The organism is Asanoa sp. NPDC049475 (assembly GCF_040676915.1).
Lineage (GTDB): Bacteria > Actinomycetota > Actinomycetes > Mycobacteriales > Micromonosporaceae > Asanoa.
Map to the genome: position 1 here is coordinate 220,000 of NZ_JBFAPY010000010.1, position 15,346 is coordinate 235,345.

The following is a 15,346-nucleotide window of genomic DNA, read 5'->3' on the forward strand; positions in this document are numbered from 1 at the left end:
AACTGCCGCGCTCAGCTGGGATCGGCCGTAGCCGCGCTGGGCAGGGCCGGCACGGACGCCTCCACCGGCGACGTGACCAGGGTGTCCAGGCTCGCGGTCTGTCCCTCGCCGTGGGCTTGCGCGTAGGCCTCCACACCGAGCAGCGTGCGCAGGCCGGCGGCGGTCGCGGCCAGGTCGTACAGCTCGCAGGCCGGCACCGGCGTGCCGAGCTCCGTGCGGATCGTCGCCGCGGCGCCGAGCAGCGCCGCGCCACGCTCGGCGGCGCCGACGACGCGGGCCGCCTCGGCCAGTGCCTCCAGCACGCTGGCGGTGCGCCACCGGTCGCCGACCTGGCGGTGGGTCGCCAGGCTGCGGATCAGGTGGGACACCGCCAGGCTGGTCCGGCCGGCCCGCAGCTCGACCAGGCCGCGCAGGTTGTGCGCCCAGCCGAGGCCCTCGGGGAAGCCCAGCGCGGTGAACCGGTCGAGGGCGGTGTCGAGCAGCGAGGCCGCGCGGTCGCCGTCGCCCCGGTAGAGGGCGACCGCGCCGAGGTTCATCAGCGCGGTGGCCGCCGCCTCGGGGTCGCCGAGCCGCTCGAAGCCGTCCAGGGCCAGGCGCAGCTTCGCCTCCGCACGGTCGAGGTCGGTGGCCAGCCAGGCGGTGAAGCCGCGCAGCAGGGCCGACTGGGCGATGCCCCAGGTGTCGCCGTGCACGTCGTACAACCGGGCGGCCGCGTCGAGATGCACCGCGGATGCCTTGTATTCCGCTCGCTCCCGCGCCACGGAGCCCAGCGTGAGCTCGACCCGGGCCTCACCCAGCGGGTCGCCGGAGGCCCGACAGGCGCTGCGGGCCGCCGCCGCGTCGCCGGCCGCGGCCGGATAGTCGCAGAGCAGCATGGCCAGCATCGCCGCACCGGCCAGGGCGCGGGCGCGCAGCACGGCGGGTGCGTCCGGGTGCCGGGCGAGCGCGTCCACCAGCCACCTGCGGCCGTCGCGGTAGTAGCCCTCCAGCCGGCAGTAGTTGGCCAGTGCGCCGGCCAGCCGCAGGTCGCCGTGCGGGTCGGCGGCGGCGCCCGGCCCGGCCAGCCAGCTCATCGCGGCGCGCAGGTTGGCCGCCTCGCGGCGGAGCCGACCCAGCCACCAGCCCTGCGCCGAGCCGCGCAGCCCGCCGTCGGCCCGCTCCGCCAGCGCGAGGAAGTGCTGGGCGTGCGTCTGTCGGGCGTCGTTCTCGTCGCCCGCCCCGCGCAGCCGGGCCAGGGCGTGCCGGTGGATCGGCACCAGCATCCGGTAGCGGGCGTCGCCGCCGGGCCGCTGCCGTTCGACCAACGAGGCCTCGACCAGGGCGGCCAGGCCGTCAGGCGCCGTCGGGCCGGCGACGGCGGTGGCCGCCTCGACGTCGAACCCGCCGGCGAACACCGCGAGGCGGTCGAACAGCCGCCGGGCGGCGGGGTCGAGCTGGTCCACACTGGACTCGACTGCGGCCGCGACGGTGCGGTGCCGGGCCGGCGCGGTCGGGTCCGGGCTGCGCAGCACGCTGTGGTCCGCCCGCAGCCGGGCCACGATCTCCGGCACCGACAACACGGGGGTACGCGCGGCGGCCAGCTCGATGGCCAACGGCAGCCCGTCGAGCTCGGCGCAGAGCTGGGCCACGGCGCCGGCGTCGGACTCCGGCACCGGACGGCCGGCCCGCGCCCGCGCGCGCTCCAGGAACAGCCGGCTGGCGGGATGGGCGGCCAGCCCGGCGATCGTGTGCTCGCCGTCCGGCGCCGGGCCGGGCAGCGGTGGCACCGGCACGGTCACCTCGGCGGGCAGCCGGAGAGCGACCCGGCTCGTGGTCAGGACGCCCACCGGGCAGCGTTCGAGCAGCACGGTGACGAGCTCGGCGGCGCCGCCGAGGACGTGCTCGCAGTTGTCGAGCACCAGCAGGCCTTCGCCCGTCCCGAGGGCGTCGGCCAGGGTGTCGGCGATCGCACGCCCCGGCTCGTCACGGACGCCGAGCGCGCCGGCGACGGCCACGGCCACGGCCGCCGGGTCGTCGACGACGCTCAGGTCGACGAACCAGACCGGGGTGCGGCCGGCGGCCACCGCGACGGCGAGCCGGGTCTTGCCGCTGCCGCCCGGCCCGGTCAGCGTCACGAGCCGGTGGTCGGTGAGCTGCCCGGCGACCCGGGACGCCAGCGCGTCGCGGCCGATCAGCGGGGTCAGGGGCACGGGCAGTCCGGTCCGCGCCGGCGTGGTCGCCGGCGGCGGATGGGGGCATGGCTCCGGCTGCTCCCACCACGTGGCCAGGCCGCCCGAGCGGACCAGAGAGGCGATCTCGCCGAGTCGCCGGCCGGGCGTGGCGCCGAGGTTGTCGGCGATGGCCAGCACCGCCCGGTCGTAGACCTGGGCCGCCGCGCCCCGGCCGGCGGCGAACGCCGTAGCCGTGAGGAGCAGCTCCCAGAGGCGCTCCCGCAGCGGGTGGCGGCCCACCGCGCGCTCGAGCTCGGCGACCGCCTCCCCGGCGGCGGCCAGCGCGGCGGTGCCGGCGGCGACCGCGTCGGGGTCGGCGGCCGGTGCGCCCGCGGCGGTCAGCGCCGCGGCGACCCGGCGCAGCAGGCACTCCCAGCGGTCCTCGGTCGCGGCGGCCCGCATCTGCACCAGCCGGGTGCGCTCGGCCTGGACCCAGCCCAGCGGGTTGACGGTGCTGCCGGCCAGCGGGTCGCCGTCGAAGTCGACCTGCCAGAGCCGCAGCCCGGTGGCGAACCGGGCGGACGCGCCGGCCAGGTCGCCGTCGGTCATCAGCTCGCGGGCGCGGCGCAGCAGGTGGGCGAACCGGCTCGCGTCGACGGCCCGGCCGGGGAGCCGCAGCACCAGCCCGTCCGGCATCCGGCCGAGCGCCTGGGGGCAGCCCGCGCCGGTCAGGGCCGCGGCGAGCGCCTCGGTCGCCTCGGCGAGCCGGTCGCCGGCGCCGGCACCCCGCTGCCGGGGCACCGTCCACAGTGCCGTGCCGATCTGGTCGTCGGGCACCGTCTCACCTGGACGGAGCGCGAGCACGCCGAGCAGGTCGCGGGCGGGCGGCTCCAGTGGCACCGGGACACCGTCGGCGAGCAGCCGCACAGGGCCGAGCAGGCAGGCCTCGGCGCGCACCGGGCGTTGCCCGCCGCCTGCCGTCGACCCGTCGTCGCCCACGCAAGACCCCCTGTTCGGTAGCCGGTAGTCTGCCCGCCCGTCCGCCCGATGGTCATGGCACGTTCGGCCCCCTCGATCGGGTTGCTCGGCCGCTTACCACTCGGTCACGCGGGGGGTCGCCACTGTGCGGCGGTGCTCGCGGCGCTGCCGAGCAGCCGCGGCGTGATCTGGCCGAGCGCCGCGTCGCGGGCGCGCAGGGCGAGCCGGCCACGGGTCTGCAGGACGGCGGACATGCGCCGGGTCTGGCGGACCATCGTCGCGGCGCGCGGCCGGCGCTCCCGGTCGTAGCCCTCGATGGCGCGGCGCAGCGGCAGGCCGGTCGACGCGTCCCGGACGGCGGCGGCCAGCGTGGCGGCGTCCTCGAACGCGAGGCAGGCGCCCTGGCCGAGGTGGTGCGGCATGGCGTGCGCGGCGTCGCCGAGCAGCACGACTCCACCCGGCCCCGACGAGAACGCGTACGCCCTCGGCAGCGGCCGCAGCTCGCGGACCTCCTGCTGCACGAGGTCTTCGGGCTCGGTCGCGGCGAGCAGGTCGGCGATGGGTGCGGGCCAGCCGGCGTACCACCGGCGGAGCAGCGCGAGCTGGGTGGCCGGCGGCTCCGGCCGGGGCGCGCCGGCCGCCGTGGCGACCCAGTAGACGCCGCCCCGGGTGGACGCGCCGGACGAGCCGCGCTCGCCGAGCGACGCGGCGACGAACCGGTAGCCGGCGCCGAGCGTCTCGCCACCGACCCGGCCCGCGAGATCCTGCGGCGCGCGGTACCACGGGATGACCGCGCGCCAGGCGGTGCAGCCCGAGCTGACCACGGCCGACTCCGGCGCGAGCCGGGCACGGACGGCACTGTCGGTGCCGTCGGCCGCGACCACCAGGTCGGCGGCGAACGTCTGCCGGCCGGCGCTCACCGCGGGACGCTCGGTGCCGCTGGTGCGCACGTCGTCGACGCGGATGCCGGTGCGGATGTCGACGCGGTCACCCAGCCCGGCGATCAGCGCGTCGTGCAGGTCCTCCCGGTGCACGACGACCGGCCCGCGGTGTGCGGCGACCGGGCGCGGCTGCACCAGCCAGTGGCCGTCGGGGCGGCGGACACCGGTCTCGCCGAGCGGCGTGCCGATCGCGTCGAGGCCGTCACCGAGGCCGAGGGCACGCAGTGCGCGGATGCCGTTCGGCCACAGCACGAGCGCCGTGCGGCCGGGCCGGACCCGGTCGGCGCGCTCCAACAGGGTGACCTGCCAGCCCGCGCGGGCCAGCGCGCCGGCCGCCGCCAGGCCGCCGATCCCGGCGCCCACCACAACGGCCGTACGCATCGGTACCGCCTCTCCGGGTGGTCGGTCGGATCAGCGGTCGTCGGCGCGGCCGCCCGCGCCGGCGGCCGTGGTGTCGCTGTCGTGGCCATCATCATCCGCGACGCCGGTGGAGACGGCGTCGGACTCGTCGTCCGTCGAAGCGCCAGCCTCCTCCGGGGTGGTGACGGATTCGTCCGTGTCGGGGACGACGCCGGTCTCCTGGTACGCCTTGAACTGCTCCTCGGTGACGACCCGGTAGGAGCTGGGGATGGCGGCCTCGGCCGGCTTCGCGGAGACGTCGACGGTGGAGATGTCGCCTTCGCGCGGCGCCGGGACCGGCGCGTCGACGCCGACCGGGACGAGGTATTCGCGGGGGCCGCTGACGCGCAGGAAGTAGACGAGCGCGCCGATGAAGACGATCGCGGCGACGAAGACGTTGATCCGGACGCCGAGGATGTGCGTGGCCGTGTCGTCGCGGAGCATCTCGACGAAGAACCGGCCCAGCGTGTAGCCCATCACGTACACGGCGAAGGCCCGGCCCCTGCCGAACTTGAACTTGCGGTCCAGCCAGAGCACGACGCCGGCGACCAGCACGTTCCAGATCAGCTCGTAGAGGAAGGTCGGCTGGTAGAGGCCGGGCCGCAGCACCGGCTCGCCGTCGACCAGGGTCGGCTGGCCGGCCGAGTCCATCTCGTGCACCTGCAGGCCCCACGGCAGCGTGGTCTGCCGGCCGTAGAGCTCGTTGTTGAACCAGTTGCCGAGCCGGCCGACGGCCTGCGCCAGCGGCAGCCCGGGTGCGAGCGCGTCGGCGACGACGGTCAGCGGCATGCCCAGCTGCCGGGCGGCGAACAGCGCACCGACGGCACCGCCGGCCACCGCGCCCCAGATGCCCAGGCCGCCCTTCCAGACCATGAACGCCTCTAGCGGGTCACCGCCCTCACCGAAGTAGGCGCCGGGCGAGGTGATCACGTGGTAGATCCGGGCGCCGATGATGCCGAACGGCACGGCCCAGACCGCGATGTCGAGGATCGCCCACTTGTGCGCCCCGCGCTGCCGGAGCCGGTATTCCGTCACGACGGCGGCCAGGATGATGCCCAGGATGATGCACAGGGCGTATGCCCGGATCGGAACCGGGCCGATCTGCCACACGGCGTGAGTGGGGCTCGGAATCGCGGCGAGGGTCACGGGACAACACGGTACCGTCGCGCATGGTGCTGATGGCACCCCGGGTTCGTCCCGGATCTATCCGGACACCGCACGCATCCCGCTCGACGACCGCACGATGGCTGACGTTAACCCGCGAGCGGCGTAGCTTGATGGGGTATGAACTCCCTCACATCCGCGGTCGGAGCGATCGTCACCGACGACGCCGGCCGCGTGCTGCTCTGTCAGCAGAGCCAGGGACACCGCCGGTGGGGGCTGCCCGGCGGGAAGGTCCGTGAGAACGAGAGCCCGATCCATGCCGCGGTGCGCGACATCCGCGAAGAGACCGGCATGGATGTGGAGATCGTCGATCTGGTCGGTCTCTACGAACTGTGCGGCCAGGGTCTGCCCGACCTCGTGGTGCACGTGTTCCGCTGCCGCGCGCGCGGCGAGGCTCTGAACAACGCGCCCGGGCGGATCTGTCGCCTCAGCTACCACGACCCCGGCGACCTGCCCGGGCCGATGACGCCGACCACGCGCATGGCGATCGCCGACGCGCTGGCCGGCCGCTCCGGCGTGCTCAGCCGGGTCGACCGCGACGCGGAGCCCGACTATCCGGACGCCGCCGAAACCGCCGACGTCCGCAGTCAGGACGTCGTCGTCGGTCTCGCCGGCTAACTGGCGCCGCACCGCCCGCACGCCGGCGGCTCAGCGATCAACCGCCCGCACGCCGGCGGCTCAGCGATCAACCGCCCGCACGCCGGCGGCTCAGCGATCAACCGCCCGCACGCCGGCGGCCAACTCCGCCGACAAGGCACGCAGGGCCGTCAAGCCCGACTCCTCGTCGGGTGCGTCCAGCACGCACCGGATCAACGCGCTGCCGACGATCACCCCGTCGGCGAACGAGCCGACCTCGGCGGCCTGTGCGCCGTCGCGTACGCCGAGACCCACCCCGACCGGCAGGTCAGGGTCGACCGCGCGGATCCGCGCGACCAGGGTCGGCGCGGCCGTCGAGGTCTGCTCGCGGGCGCCGGTGACGCCCATCAGCGCGGTGGCGTAGACGAAGCCCCGGCAATGCGCCAGGGTCATCGCGAGCCGGGCGTCCGTCGACGACGGCGAGACGAGGAACGTGCGGTCCAGCGCGTGCGCGTCGGACGCCGCCAGCCAGTCGTGGGCCTCGTCCGGGATCAGGTCGGGCGTGATCAGCCCGGTGCCGCCGGCCGCCGCGTAGTCGCGGGCGAACCGGTCGACGCCGTACTGCTCGATGGGGTTCCAGTAGGTCATCGTGACCACCGGGGCACCCGTGGCCGCGACCGCCTCGACGATCTTGATCGCGTCGGCCACCCGGACCCCGTTGGCCAGCGCGATGTCACTGGCCTTCTGGATCACCGGGCCGTCCATCACCGGGTCGCTGTAGGGAATCTCCAGCTCGATGACGTCGACGCCGGCCTCGACCATGGCCTTCATCGCCGCGATGCTGCCGTCGACGGTCGGGAACCCGGCCGGCATGCAGCCGATCAGCAACGCCCGGCCCTCGGCACGGGCCTTCTCGAACGCCACAGCGATAGTCATCAGAGGATCCCGAAGTATTCGCCGGCGGTGTGCGCGTCCTTGTCGCCCCGGCCGGACAGGTTGACCACGATGACCGGCTCCCGGCCGAGCTCCGCGCGCAGCGCGGGGATGATCCGCAGGGCACCGGCCAGCGCGTGCGCGCTCTCGATCGCCGGGATGATCCCCTCGGTGCGGCAGAGCAGCTGGAAGGCCGCCATGGCCTCCGAATCGTCCACCGGTTCGTAGACGGCGCGGCCGGTGTCGTGGAGCCAGGCGTGCTCGGGCCCGACGGCCGGATAGTCCAGGCCGGCCGAGATCGAGTGCGACTCCAGCGTCTGGCCGTCGGCGTCCTGGAGCACGTACGTCCGGGCGCCGTGCAGCACGCCCTTCGAGCCGGCCGTGATCGACGCTGCCGTCCGGCCGGTCGACACGCCGTCGCCGCCCGCCTCGAAGCCGTACAGCCGGACGCCCTCGTCGGGCACGAACGCGTGGAAGATGCCGATGGCGTTGGACCCACCGCCGACGCAGGCGGCCACGGCGTCCGGCAGCCCGCCGAGCCGCTCGAGCGACTGCGCGCGGGCCTCGCGGCCGATGCCGCCCACGAAGTCGCGGACCAGTTCCGGGAAGGGGTGCGGGCCGGCCGCCGTACCCAGGAGGTAGTGGGTCTCGTCGACCGAGGCGACCCAGTCCCGCAGGGCCTCGTTGAGCGCGTCCTTCAGCGTCCGCGAGCCGTTGGTCACCGGGATGACCGTGGCACCGAGCATCCGCATGCGGGCCACGTTGAGCGCCTGGCGCTCGGTGTCGAGCTCACCCATGTAGACCACGCACTCGAGGTCCAGGTAGGCGGCCGCGGTCGCCGCCGCCACGCCGTGCTGGCCGGCCCCGGTCTCGGCGATCACCCGGCGCTTGCCCATCCGCTTGGTGAGCAGCGCCTGGCCAAGCACGTTGCGCACCTTGTGCGCGCCGGTGTGCAGCAGGTCCTCGCGCTTGAGCAGGATCCGCGCGCCGGCCTGGGCGCTCAGCCGCCGGGCCTCGTAGAGCATCGACGGAGCACCCGCGTAGTCCCGGAGCATCGCCTCGAACTCGGCGACGAACGCCGGGTCGGCCTGGGCGGCCCGGTAGGCGGCGTCGAGCTCGTCGAGCGCGGCGACCAGCGCCTCCGGGATGAACCGACCCCCGAAGGGGCCGAAGTGCCCGGTGGCGTCGGGCAGCAGTAGATCGGTCATCTCACAGGCCTCGGGGTAGCGGGGTGGTTGCCGGCGTTGACCAGCTCGGCGACGGCGTCCCGCGGGCTCTTCTGGGTCACCAGCCCTTCGCCGACCAGCACCGCGTCGGCACCGGCGGAGGCGTAGCGGATCAGGTCGTGCGGCCCTCGTACGCCCGACTCCGCGATCTTGACCACGTTGTTGGGCAGGCCGGGCGCGATCCGCTCGAACACCGATCGGTCCACCTCGAGGGTACGCAGGTTGCGGGCGTTGACGCCGATCACCCGCGCGCCGGCCTCCATGGCCCGGTCGGCCTCTTCCTCGTCGTGCACCTCGACCAGGGCGGTCATGCCGAGCGACTCGATGCGCTCCAGCAGGCCGGTCAGCACGTTCTGCTCGAGCGCGGCCACGATCAGCAGCACCATGTCGGCACCGTGCGCCCGCGCCTCGTGCACCTGGTAACTGGAGACCACGAAGTCCTTGCGCAGCACCGGGATGTCGACCGCGGCGCGCACCGCGGCGAGGTCGTCCAGAGAGCCTCCGAACCATCGGCCCTCGGTGAGGACGCTGATGCACCTGGCACCGCCGCCCGCGTACTCACTGGCCAGGTCGGCTGGGTCGGGGATGTCGGCGAGCTGGCCACGGGACGGCGAGGCGCGCTTGACCTCCGCGATCACCGCGACACCGGGCCGGCGCAGCGCCGCATGGGCGTCGCGGGGCGGCGGCGCGGCGGCGGCGAGCCGCTTGACCTCTTCCAGTGGCACCTGCTGCTGCCGACTTTCGACGTCTTCGCGCACGCCCGCGATGATCTCGTCGAGGACACTCACCGGCGCCGCCGGGTTGGCGCCGTCGTCACCCTGCGGTTGATCAGCATTCACCAACGGACTCCCCTTTCCGGGTGTCATGCGCCCGATGCTATGGCCAGCCGGACGGCGGACAGCGTCCGGGGTATGGGCCGTCTCACCCCGCGTGGTCGGGCATAATGCCCCACCCGTCCCACAGAGCGTGTGCCGCCCATTACTAAGGGGGTGACGGGAACCGCATCCGCCACGGGTCGGACACTCTGGCGAAACAGCCCTCGGGGAGGATGTCGTCGGGCAAACTGGTCGACGGTGGCCACGTCGGCACCGACCACAGGGGACTTGTTCATCGGGGCGGGGTATGGACAACACACTGGCACGGCAGCAGGGCGGGATAGCGGACCTTCCGCGGGCCGTCCTGTCGGCGGCATACGGAGTCATCGACAGCGCGTCGCGGGCGGTCGCCGGAGACCGCGTCCGCACAGCCCGCGGCAACGCCTGGGAAGCCATCTGCGCCGACCGGGCCCGCGCCGACCAGCGCGACGAGGTGCGGCGTCACGTGGCGATGATCGTCACCATGCCGCGCGTGGCGAAGGCCAAGACCCGCTCGCTCACCTGACGGTCGGCTCGGCCGGCTCGGCCGGCCCGGTCGGCCCGGTCGGCTCCGTCGGGTCTTCACCGCGGTCCAGGGCGTTCCAGGTGTCGGTGGTGCCCCCCACCGACTTCGGCGTCCGCTCGTAGCGCGCGCTCATGCCCGGCCAGCGATGGCCGGCAATCACGGCCGCGAGCCCGGCCAGCACCACCAGCAGACCACCGCCAGCGGTCAGGGCCGGCCATGCGCTGCTGGCGTCGAACGCCCGTCCGAGCGACAGGGCCGTCAGACCCACCCCGACCAGCAGCACGAGTACGCCGACGGCGCGGCGCCCCCAGCCCCGGGTGGCCAGCAGGGCGCCGGCGCCGGCGAGCCCGACCAGCGCCAACGCGGCGAGGCCCGGGACGAGGTCGCTGCCGGTCTGGTCAAAGCTCGACGGCGCCGCGATCCCGTGGGTGTAGCCGCTCTCCCAGGTGCGTCCGGCGCCGATGAAGGCCAGGCCCGCGCCTACGACGCAGAGGAGGACGGTGAGGGTGAGTCCCCGTTTGCCGGTCATCGCGCTGCTCTCAACGTCTCCGCCGCGCTGATCGCGGCGAGCACCGCGGCGGCTTTGTTCTGCGTCTCCCGCTCCTCCGCCGCTGGGTCGGAGTCGGCGACGATGCCGGCGCCCGCCTGCACGTAGGCCGCGCCGTCGCGCATCAGCGCCGTGCGGATGGCGATCGCCATGTCGAGGTCGCCGCTGAAGCCGAGGTAGCCGACGGTGCCGCCGTACACGCCCCGACGGGTCGGCTCCAGCTCCTCGATGATCTCCATCGCCCGTACCTTGGGCGCCCCGGACAGCGTGCCGGCCGGGAAGGTGGCGGCCAGCGCGTCGAACGCCGTGCGGTCGGGGTGCAGCTGACCGACCACCGTCGAGACGATGTGCATGACGTGGCTGTAGCGCTCGATGGTCGCGAACTCCGGCACCTCGACCGTGCCCGGCACGCACACCCGGCCCAGGTCGTTGCGGCCCAGGTCGACCAGCATCACGTGCTCGGCCCGCTCCTTGGGATCGGCCAGGAGCTCCGTCGCGAGCTCGTTGTCGTGCCGCTGGTCGCGGCCGCGCGGGCGGGTGCCGGCGATCGGGTGCAGCAGCGCCCGGCCGTCGGTGACCTTGAGGTGCGCCTCCGGCGACGAGCCCACGATGTCGAACTCGTCGAACCGCAGCAGATACATGTACGGGCTGGGGTTCGTGGTCCGCAGCACCCGGTAGACGTCGAGCGGGTCCGCGGTGGTCCGGCGCTCGAACCGCTGCGAGACGACGATCTGGAAGCACTCGCCGGCCCGGATCGCCTCCTTGGCCAGCTCGACCGCCTTGGGGTAGCCGCCGTCCGGCGTCCGGCTCTCCAGCCTCGGCTGGACCGGCGGCAGGTCGATCGTCGAGATCATCGGCGGGGTCGGTCGGGACAGCGAGGTCGTCATCGCGTCCAGCCGGCCGACGGCGTGGTGGTAGGCGGCGGCGGTCTGCTCCGCCGTCGCGTCCGGCGGCAGGATCGCGTTCGCGACCAGGATCGCGGAGCCCGCGTAGTGGTCGAGCACCACCAGGTCGGTCGCCAGCATCATGCCGAGCTCGGGCACGCCGAGCTCGTCGTCGGCCAGCTCGGGCAGGCGTTCGAAGCGGCGGACCAGGTCGTACGCCAGGTAGCCGACCATGCCACCGGTCAGCGGCGGCCCGTCGGGGTCGTGGCGGCGGCCGGTCAGGGCGGTGACGGTCGCGCGCAGCACGTCGACGGGGTCGCCCTCGGCCGGCACGCCCTCCGGGGGTGTGCCGAGCCATGCGGCGCGGCCTCCGCGCTCGACCAGCGTGGCGGCGCTGCGCACGCCGACGAACGAGTAGCGCGACCAGGCGGTGCCGGCGCCTGGTTCCGCCGACTCGAGCAGGAAGGTGCCCGGGCCGCCGGCCAGCTTGCGGTAGACGCCGATCGGGGTCTCGCCGTCGGCCAGCAGCCGGCGGGTGACCGGCACGACCCGCCCGGTGCGCGCCTGTTCGGCGAACTCGTCGAGCGTCGGGTTCACGGCTCCGGTGGTCATGCGCCCACCGTCAACTCGTCCGAGAAGCACGTGGGCGTGCCCGTGTGGCAGGCCGGGCCGACCTGCTCGACGGTCAGCAGGATCGTGTCGCCGTCGCAGTCGAGGGCGGCGGACTTCACGTACTGGTGGTGGCCGGAGGTCTCGCCCTTCACCCAGAGCTCCTGGCGGCTGCGCGACCAGTAGGTGGCCCTGCCGGTGGTCAGCGTGCGATGCAGCGCCTCGTCGTTCATCCAGGCGAGCATGAGCACCTCGCCGTCGTCGTGCCGGCGGACGACAGCGGGCACGAGCCCGTCGTCGGTGCGCTTCAGGCGGGCGGCGATCGCCGGGTCGAGACCCGATTCTGGGGAGGCCACCCGACCAATTGTTCCGTACCGGCGGCGGGACCAGATCCTGGGGCGGAGATATCCCTGCGGGAGCGGCTCAGGCCAAATCAGGGGCTGTGCTCCGGCTCACGTCACGGTAGTTTGAGCGTGCGCCGCCCGGGTTTCTCCATCTCACCGGCGGGGCGCTCCCCTGCCCTTTCCGCGCGTCTCGACCCGTCTCCGGCTTCGGTCGGCGCACGGGTCCGACGCGTTCCGTTCCGGCAGTCGCGTCCCGTCTCCCCCACCTGTCCGGCGCGCCCCCATCCTGGCATCGCCCGGCCGGGTTCGCCGTTGACGGAGCGGACGGAAGGAATCACCCGACATGCAGCCCCAGCCCACACCCCAGCCCGACCAGGGCGAGCCCACCATCTCCCTGCCCGGCCAGCGCCCGCCCGGCGACGACGGCCCGGTGTCGGCTCTCGACGCACTCGCTGCGGCCCAGGCGGCGGAGGCCACCGAGCCGGTCTCGACGGCCCTGACCGAGACGACGATCGAGACGCCTGTCATCCGTCCGGGTGAACCGGCCACCCAGCCCCTTCCCCCGATGACGAGCCAGTTCCTCGAGTCTCCCGCTTCTCCGTGGGCGACCGCTCCCGCCTCCACGGAGTCCGAACCCGACGCTGCCCTCGACGAGGCGGACGCCTCGGCGGTGGCAGAGGCCGACGCGGCCGCCGCGGAGGTCGCCGAGGCCGAGCCGGTCGTCGCCGAGAACGCGGAAGAGGCGGCCGAGACCGCAGCCGCCGCGGCCGCGGAAGACCCGGAGTTCGAGCGCGAATGGCAGGCGCTGCTGGCCGAAGAGGCCGCGTCCAACGGCGACGCGCCGACCGAGGGTGGGGAACCGACCGCTCTGGCCACTGTGGACACCGAAACCGACACGGTGAGCGGCGTGGAGGCCGGGACGCCGGCCTTCGGGGCCGAGGCTGAGGCGCCCGCGGAGGCTGAGGCCGTAACCGAGGTCGCTGCCGAGCCGGAAGCGGCCACGGCCGACACCGAGGACGAAGCGCCGGCGGACGCCGAGGCAGCCACCGAGGTCACGGCCGAGCCGGAAGCCGACACCGACGCGGACGCCGAAGGCGAATCCCCGGCGGACGCCGAGGCAGTCACGGAGATCGCCGCCGAGCCCGACGCCGACGCGAACGCAGACGCCGAAGGCGAAGACGACGCCCCCGCCGAGGCGGAGGCAATCACCGCGGCCGAGGCCGACACCGACGCGGACGCGGAAGCTGACGACGAAGCGTCGGCCGATGCGGAGGCCGTCACCGAGATCGCCGCCGAGCCCGACGCCGACGCGCACGCGGAAGCCGAAGACGACGCCCCAGCCGACGCGGAGGCCATCACCGAGACCGCGGTAGAACCGGAAGTCGACGCAGACGCGGAAGCCGAAGACGACGCCCCGGCCGACGCGGAGGCACTTGCCGAGACCGCGGCTGAGCCGGAAGCCGACGCGGCGGCCGACGGTGAAGCCCCAGCGGAGGCCGACGCGGTCATCGAGGTCGCAGCCGAGCCGGAGGTCGAGACCGCGGACGAGGACACCGAAGACGCGGATCCTGAGGCTCTCACCGGCCCGGAAGCCGATGCAGACGCGGACGCGGAAGCCCTCGCCGACGCGGAGTCCGTCACCGAGGCCGCGGCCGAGCCGGAAGCCGACGACGAAGCGCCGGTCGAGGTGGAGGCGGTCACCGAGGTCGCCGCCGAGCCCGACGCCGACACGGACGCGGAAGCCGACGACGAAGCGCCGGCTGAGACGGAGGCCGTCACCGAGACCGCCGCCGAGCCCGACGCCGACACGGACGCGGGAGACGACGCCCCGGCCGATACGGACGCCATCACCGAGACCGCCGCCGAGCCCGACGCGGACGCGGACGCCCCGGCCGAGGCCGAGGCCATCACCGAGACCGCGGCAGAACCGGAAGCCGACGCAGATGCGGAAGCCGAAGACGAATCCCCGGCGGACGCCGAGGCAGTTGCCGAGATCGCGCCTGAGCCGGAAGCGGACGCGGAGGCCGACGGTGAAGCCGCGGCGGAGGCCGACGCGGCCGCCGAAATCGTGGCCGAGCCGGAGGTCGAGAGCACGGACGAGGACACGGCAGACGCGGATTCTGAGGCCGTCACCGAGACCGGCGACGAAACAGCGCCCGACGAGGGTGCCGAGCCCGAGGCCATCGCCGAAGACGATGTTGAGGCGGCGGCCCAGGGCGACGACGAGGACAGTGCGGACGCCGAGCCCGAAGCGGTCACCGAAGCCGAGGAAAAGGCCGTCGCGGACGCCGCTCCGGAAGCCGTCGCCGAGGCAGGGGACGAAGAGGCGACCAAGGCCGACGACGACTCCGCGGACGCCGAGCCCGAGGCGGTCAGTGAGGACGGCGCCGAGACCGAAGCGGTCGCCGACGACGAGGCTGCGGCTGGCTCCGAGCCCGAGGCCGTCGCCGAGGGCGAAGCCGACGACGAGGACTCCGCCGACGCGGAGCCCGAAGCCGTGACCGAGATCGAAGCCGAGGCCGCGACTGACGAGGGCGCCGAAGAGGGCGAGCCCGAGGCTGTCGTCGAGGCGGAGGCCGACACCGACGCGACGCAGACCGAGCCGGAAGCCGCCGCCGAGGCGGAGACCGCGCCCGAGGGCGACGCCGCGGACGCGGAGCCCGAGGCGGTTGCCGAGACCGAGGCTGACGCCGGCGAGGAGCTTGTCGAGACCGCGGCCGTCGTGGCGCCGGCGGAAGAGGTCGCCGTCGACGACGAAGGGCTCGCGGAGACTGCCGAGGCGCCTCAGCCCGTCGACGAGGCGGCCGAAGACGACGAGCCGGCCGAAGAGGCGGTCGAGGTCGAGCCGGTGGTCGCCGCGCCGACGTTGACCGATCTCGGGTCGCCGGCCGCGGAGGTGCGGCCGGTCAGTGGGCCGCCGATGCGGCCCGGGGACGTGCCGGAGACCCGGATCGCGGTGTGGAGCGCCGAGGCGGCCGACGCGCTGCGGTCCGAGTGGCACGAGGTCAAGGCGCAATTCGTCGACGAGCCGACCGAGGCCCTGGAGCACGCGCAGGGCCTGGTCGCCCGGGCCGTGCAGCAGCTCGCCGAGACGCTGCTCGCCGAGCAGGTCGAGCTCGACCCCCGGCGGGACAACGACGCGCCGGACACCGAGGCGATGCGGGTGGCGATGCGCCGGTACCGCGACTTCCTCGACCGGGTGCTCGCGCTCTAAA

Annotated in this window: 12 protein-coding genes; 3 read left to right on the forward strand and 9 right to left on the reverse strand. The window is 74.5% G+C overall.

The window, feature by feature from the left end; translation table 11 throughout:
• Window positions 1-11 precede the first annotated feature (11 nt).
• The 3 genes from AB0J88_RS34940 to lgt form a co-directional block, all read right to left on the reverse strand.
• Complete coding sequence (locus AB0J88_RS34940) at window positions 12-3,149, reverse strand: BTAD domain-containing putative transcriptional regulator (RefSeq protein WP_364348769.1); 3,138 nt, start codon at window positions 3,147-3,149, stop codon at window positions 12-14.
• Between the two features lie 104 nt (window positions 3,150-3,253).
• Entirely contained in the window at window positions 3,254-4,450 is a 1,197-nt protein-coding gene (locus AB0J88_RS34945) for an NAD(P)/FAD-dependent oxidoreductase (protein ID WP_364348766.1), read from the reverse strand.
• 30 nt (window positions 4,451-4,480) lie between these two features.
• Entirely contained in the window at window positions 4,481-5,614 is a 1,134-nt protein-coding gene (gene lgt / locus AB0J88_RS34950; RefSeq protein ID WP_364348763.1) for a prolipoprotein diacylglyceryl transferase, read from the reverse strand.
• A 138-nt stretch (window positions 5,615-5,752) separates the two neighbouring features.
• Between lgt and AB0J88_RS34955 the strand changes: the two genes are divergently transcribed.
• Window positions 5,753-6,250 carry an NUDIX domain-containing protein gene (locus tag AB0J88_RS34955; protein ID WP_364348760.1) on the forward strand — a complete coding sequence of 166 codons (498 nt, stop codon included), beginning with the start codon at window positions 5,753-5,755 and terminating at the stop codon, window positions 6,248-6,250.
• Window positions 6,251-6,340: 90 nt separating this feature from the next.
• Here AB0J88_RS34955 and trpA read toward each other — a convergent pair whose 3' ends face one another.
• Genes trpA through trpC form a run of 3 tightly spaced genes read right to left on the reverse strand, consistent with a single transcriptional unit; the run spans window position 6,341 to window position 9,206 of the window.
• Entirely contained in the window at window positions 6,341-7,147 is an 807-nt protein-coding gene (gene trpA, locus AB0J88_RS34960) for a tryptophan synthase subunit alpha (protein ID WP_364349409.1), read from the reverse strand.
• Window positions 7,144-8,349, reverse strand: a complete 1,206-nt coding sequence (gene trpB, locus AB0J88_RS34965) for a tryptophan synthase subunit beta (protein ID WP_364348757.1) — start codon at window positions 8,347-8,349, stop codon at window positions 7,144-7,146. The genes trpA and trpB overlap by 4 nt, the downstream gene beginning before the upstream one ends.
• Window positions 8,346-9,206 (reverse strand): indole-3-glycerol phosphate synthase TrpC, encoded by an 861-nt coding sequence (gene trpC / locus AB0J88_RS34970; protein WP_364348754.1) that lies wholly within the window; start codon window positions 9,204-9,206, stop codon window positions 8,346-8,348. Before trpC ends, trpB begins: the two co-directional genes overlap by 4 nt.
• Before the next feature lie 295 nt (window positions 9,207-9,501).
• Here trpC and AB0J88_RS34975 point away from each other — a divergent pair, with 295 nt between their 5' ends.
• The gene (locus AB0J88_RS34975) at window positions 9,502-9,747 is read left to right on the forward strand and encodes a hypothetical protein (protein WP_364349406.1); all 246 of its coding nucleotides are present in this window, start codon (window positions 9,502-9,504) and stop codon (window positions 9,745-9,747) included.
• Here AB0J88_RS34975 and AB0J88_RS34980 read toward each other — a convergent pair.
• Genes AB0J88_RS34980 through hisI form a run of 3 tightly spaced genes read right to left on the reverse strand, consistent with a single transcriptional unit; the run spans window position 9,740 to window position 12,143 of the window.
• Window positions 9,740-10,276 (reverse strand): Trp biosynthesis-associated membrane protein, encoded by a 537-nt coding sequence (locus tag AB0J88_RS34980; protein ID WP_364348751.1) that lies wholly within the window; start codon window positions 10,274-10,276, stop codon window positions 9,740-9,742. The genes AB0J88_RS34975 and AB0J88_RS34980 overlap by 8 nt on opposite strands.
• Complete coding sequence (locus tag AB0J88_RS34985; protein WP_364348749.1) at window positions 10,273-11,790, reverse strand: anthranilate synthase component I; 1,518 nt, start codon at window positions 11,788-11,790, stop codon at window positions 10,273-10,275. Before AB0J88_RS34985 ends, AB0J88_RS34980 begins: the two co-directional genes overlap by 4 nt.
• The gene (gene hisI / locus AB0J88_RS34990; protein WP_364348747.1) at window positions 11,787-12,143 is read right to left on the reverse strand and encodes a phosphoribosyl-AMP cyclohydrolase; all 357 of its coding nucleotides are present in this window, start codon (window positions 12,141-12,143) and stop codon (window positions 11,787-11,789) included. The genes AB0J88_RS34985 and hisI overlap by 4 nt, the downstream gene beginning before the upstream one ends.
• A 331-nt stretch (window positions 12,144-12,474) precedes the next feature.
• Here hisI and AB0J88_RS34995 point away from each other — a divergent pair, with 331 nt between their 5' ends.
• Window positions 12,475-15,345, forward strand: coding sequence for a hypothetical protein (locus AB0J88_RS34995; protein WP_364348745.1), 2,871 nt, complete (start codon window positions 12,475-12,477; stop codon window positions 15,343-15,345).
• The last annotated feature ends 1 nt before the right edge of the window (window position 15,346 follow it).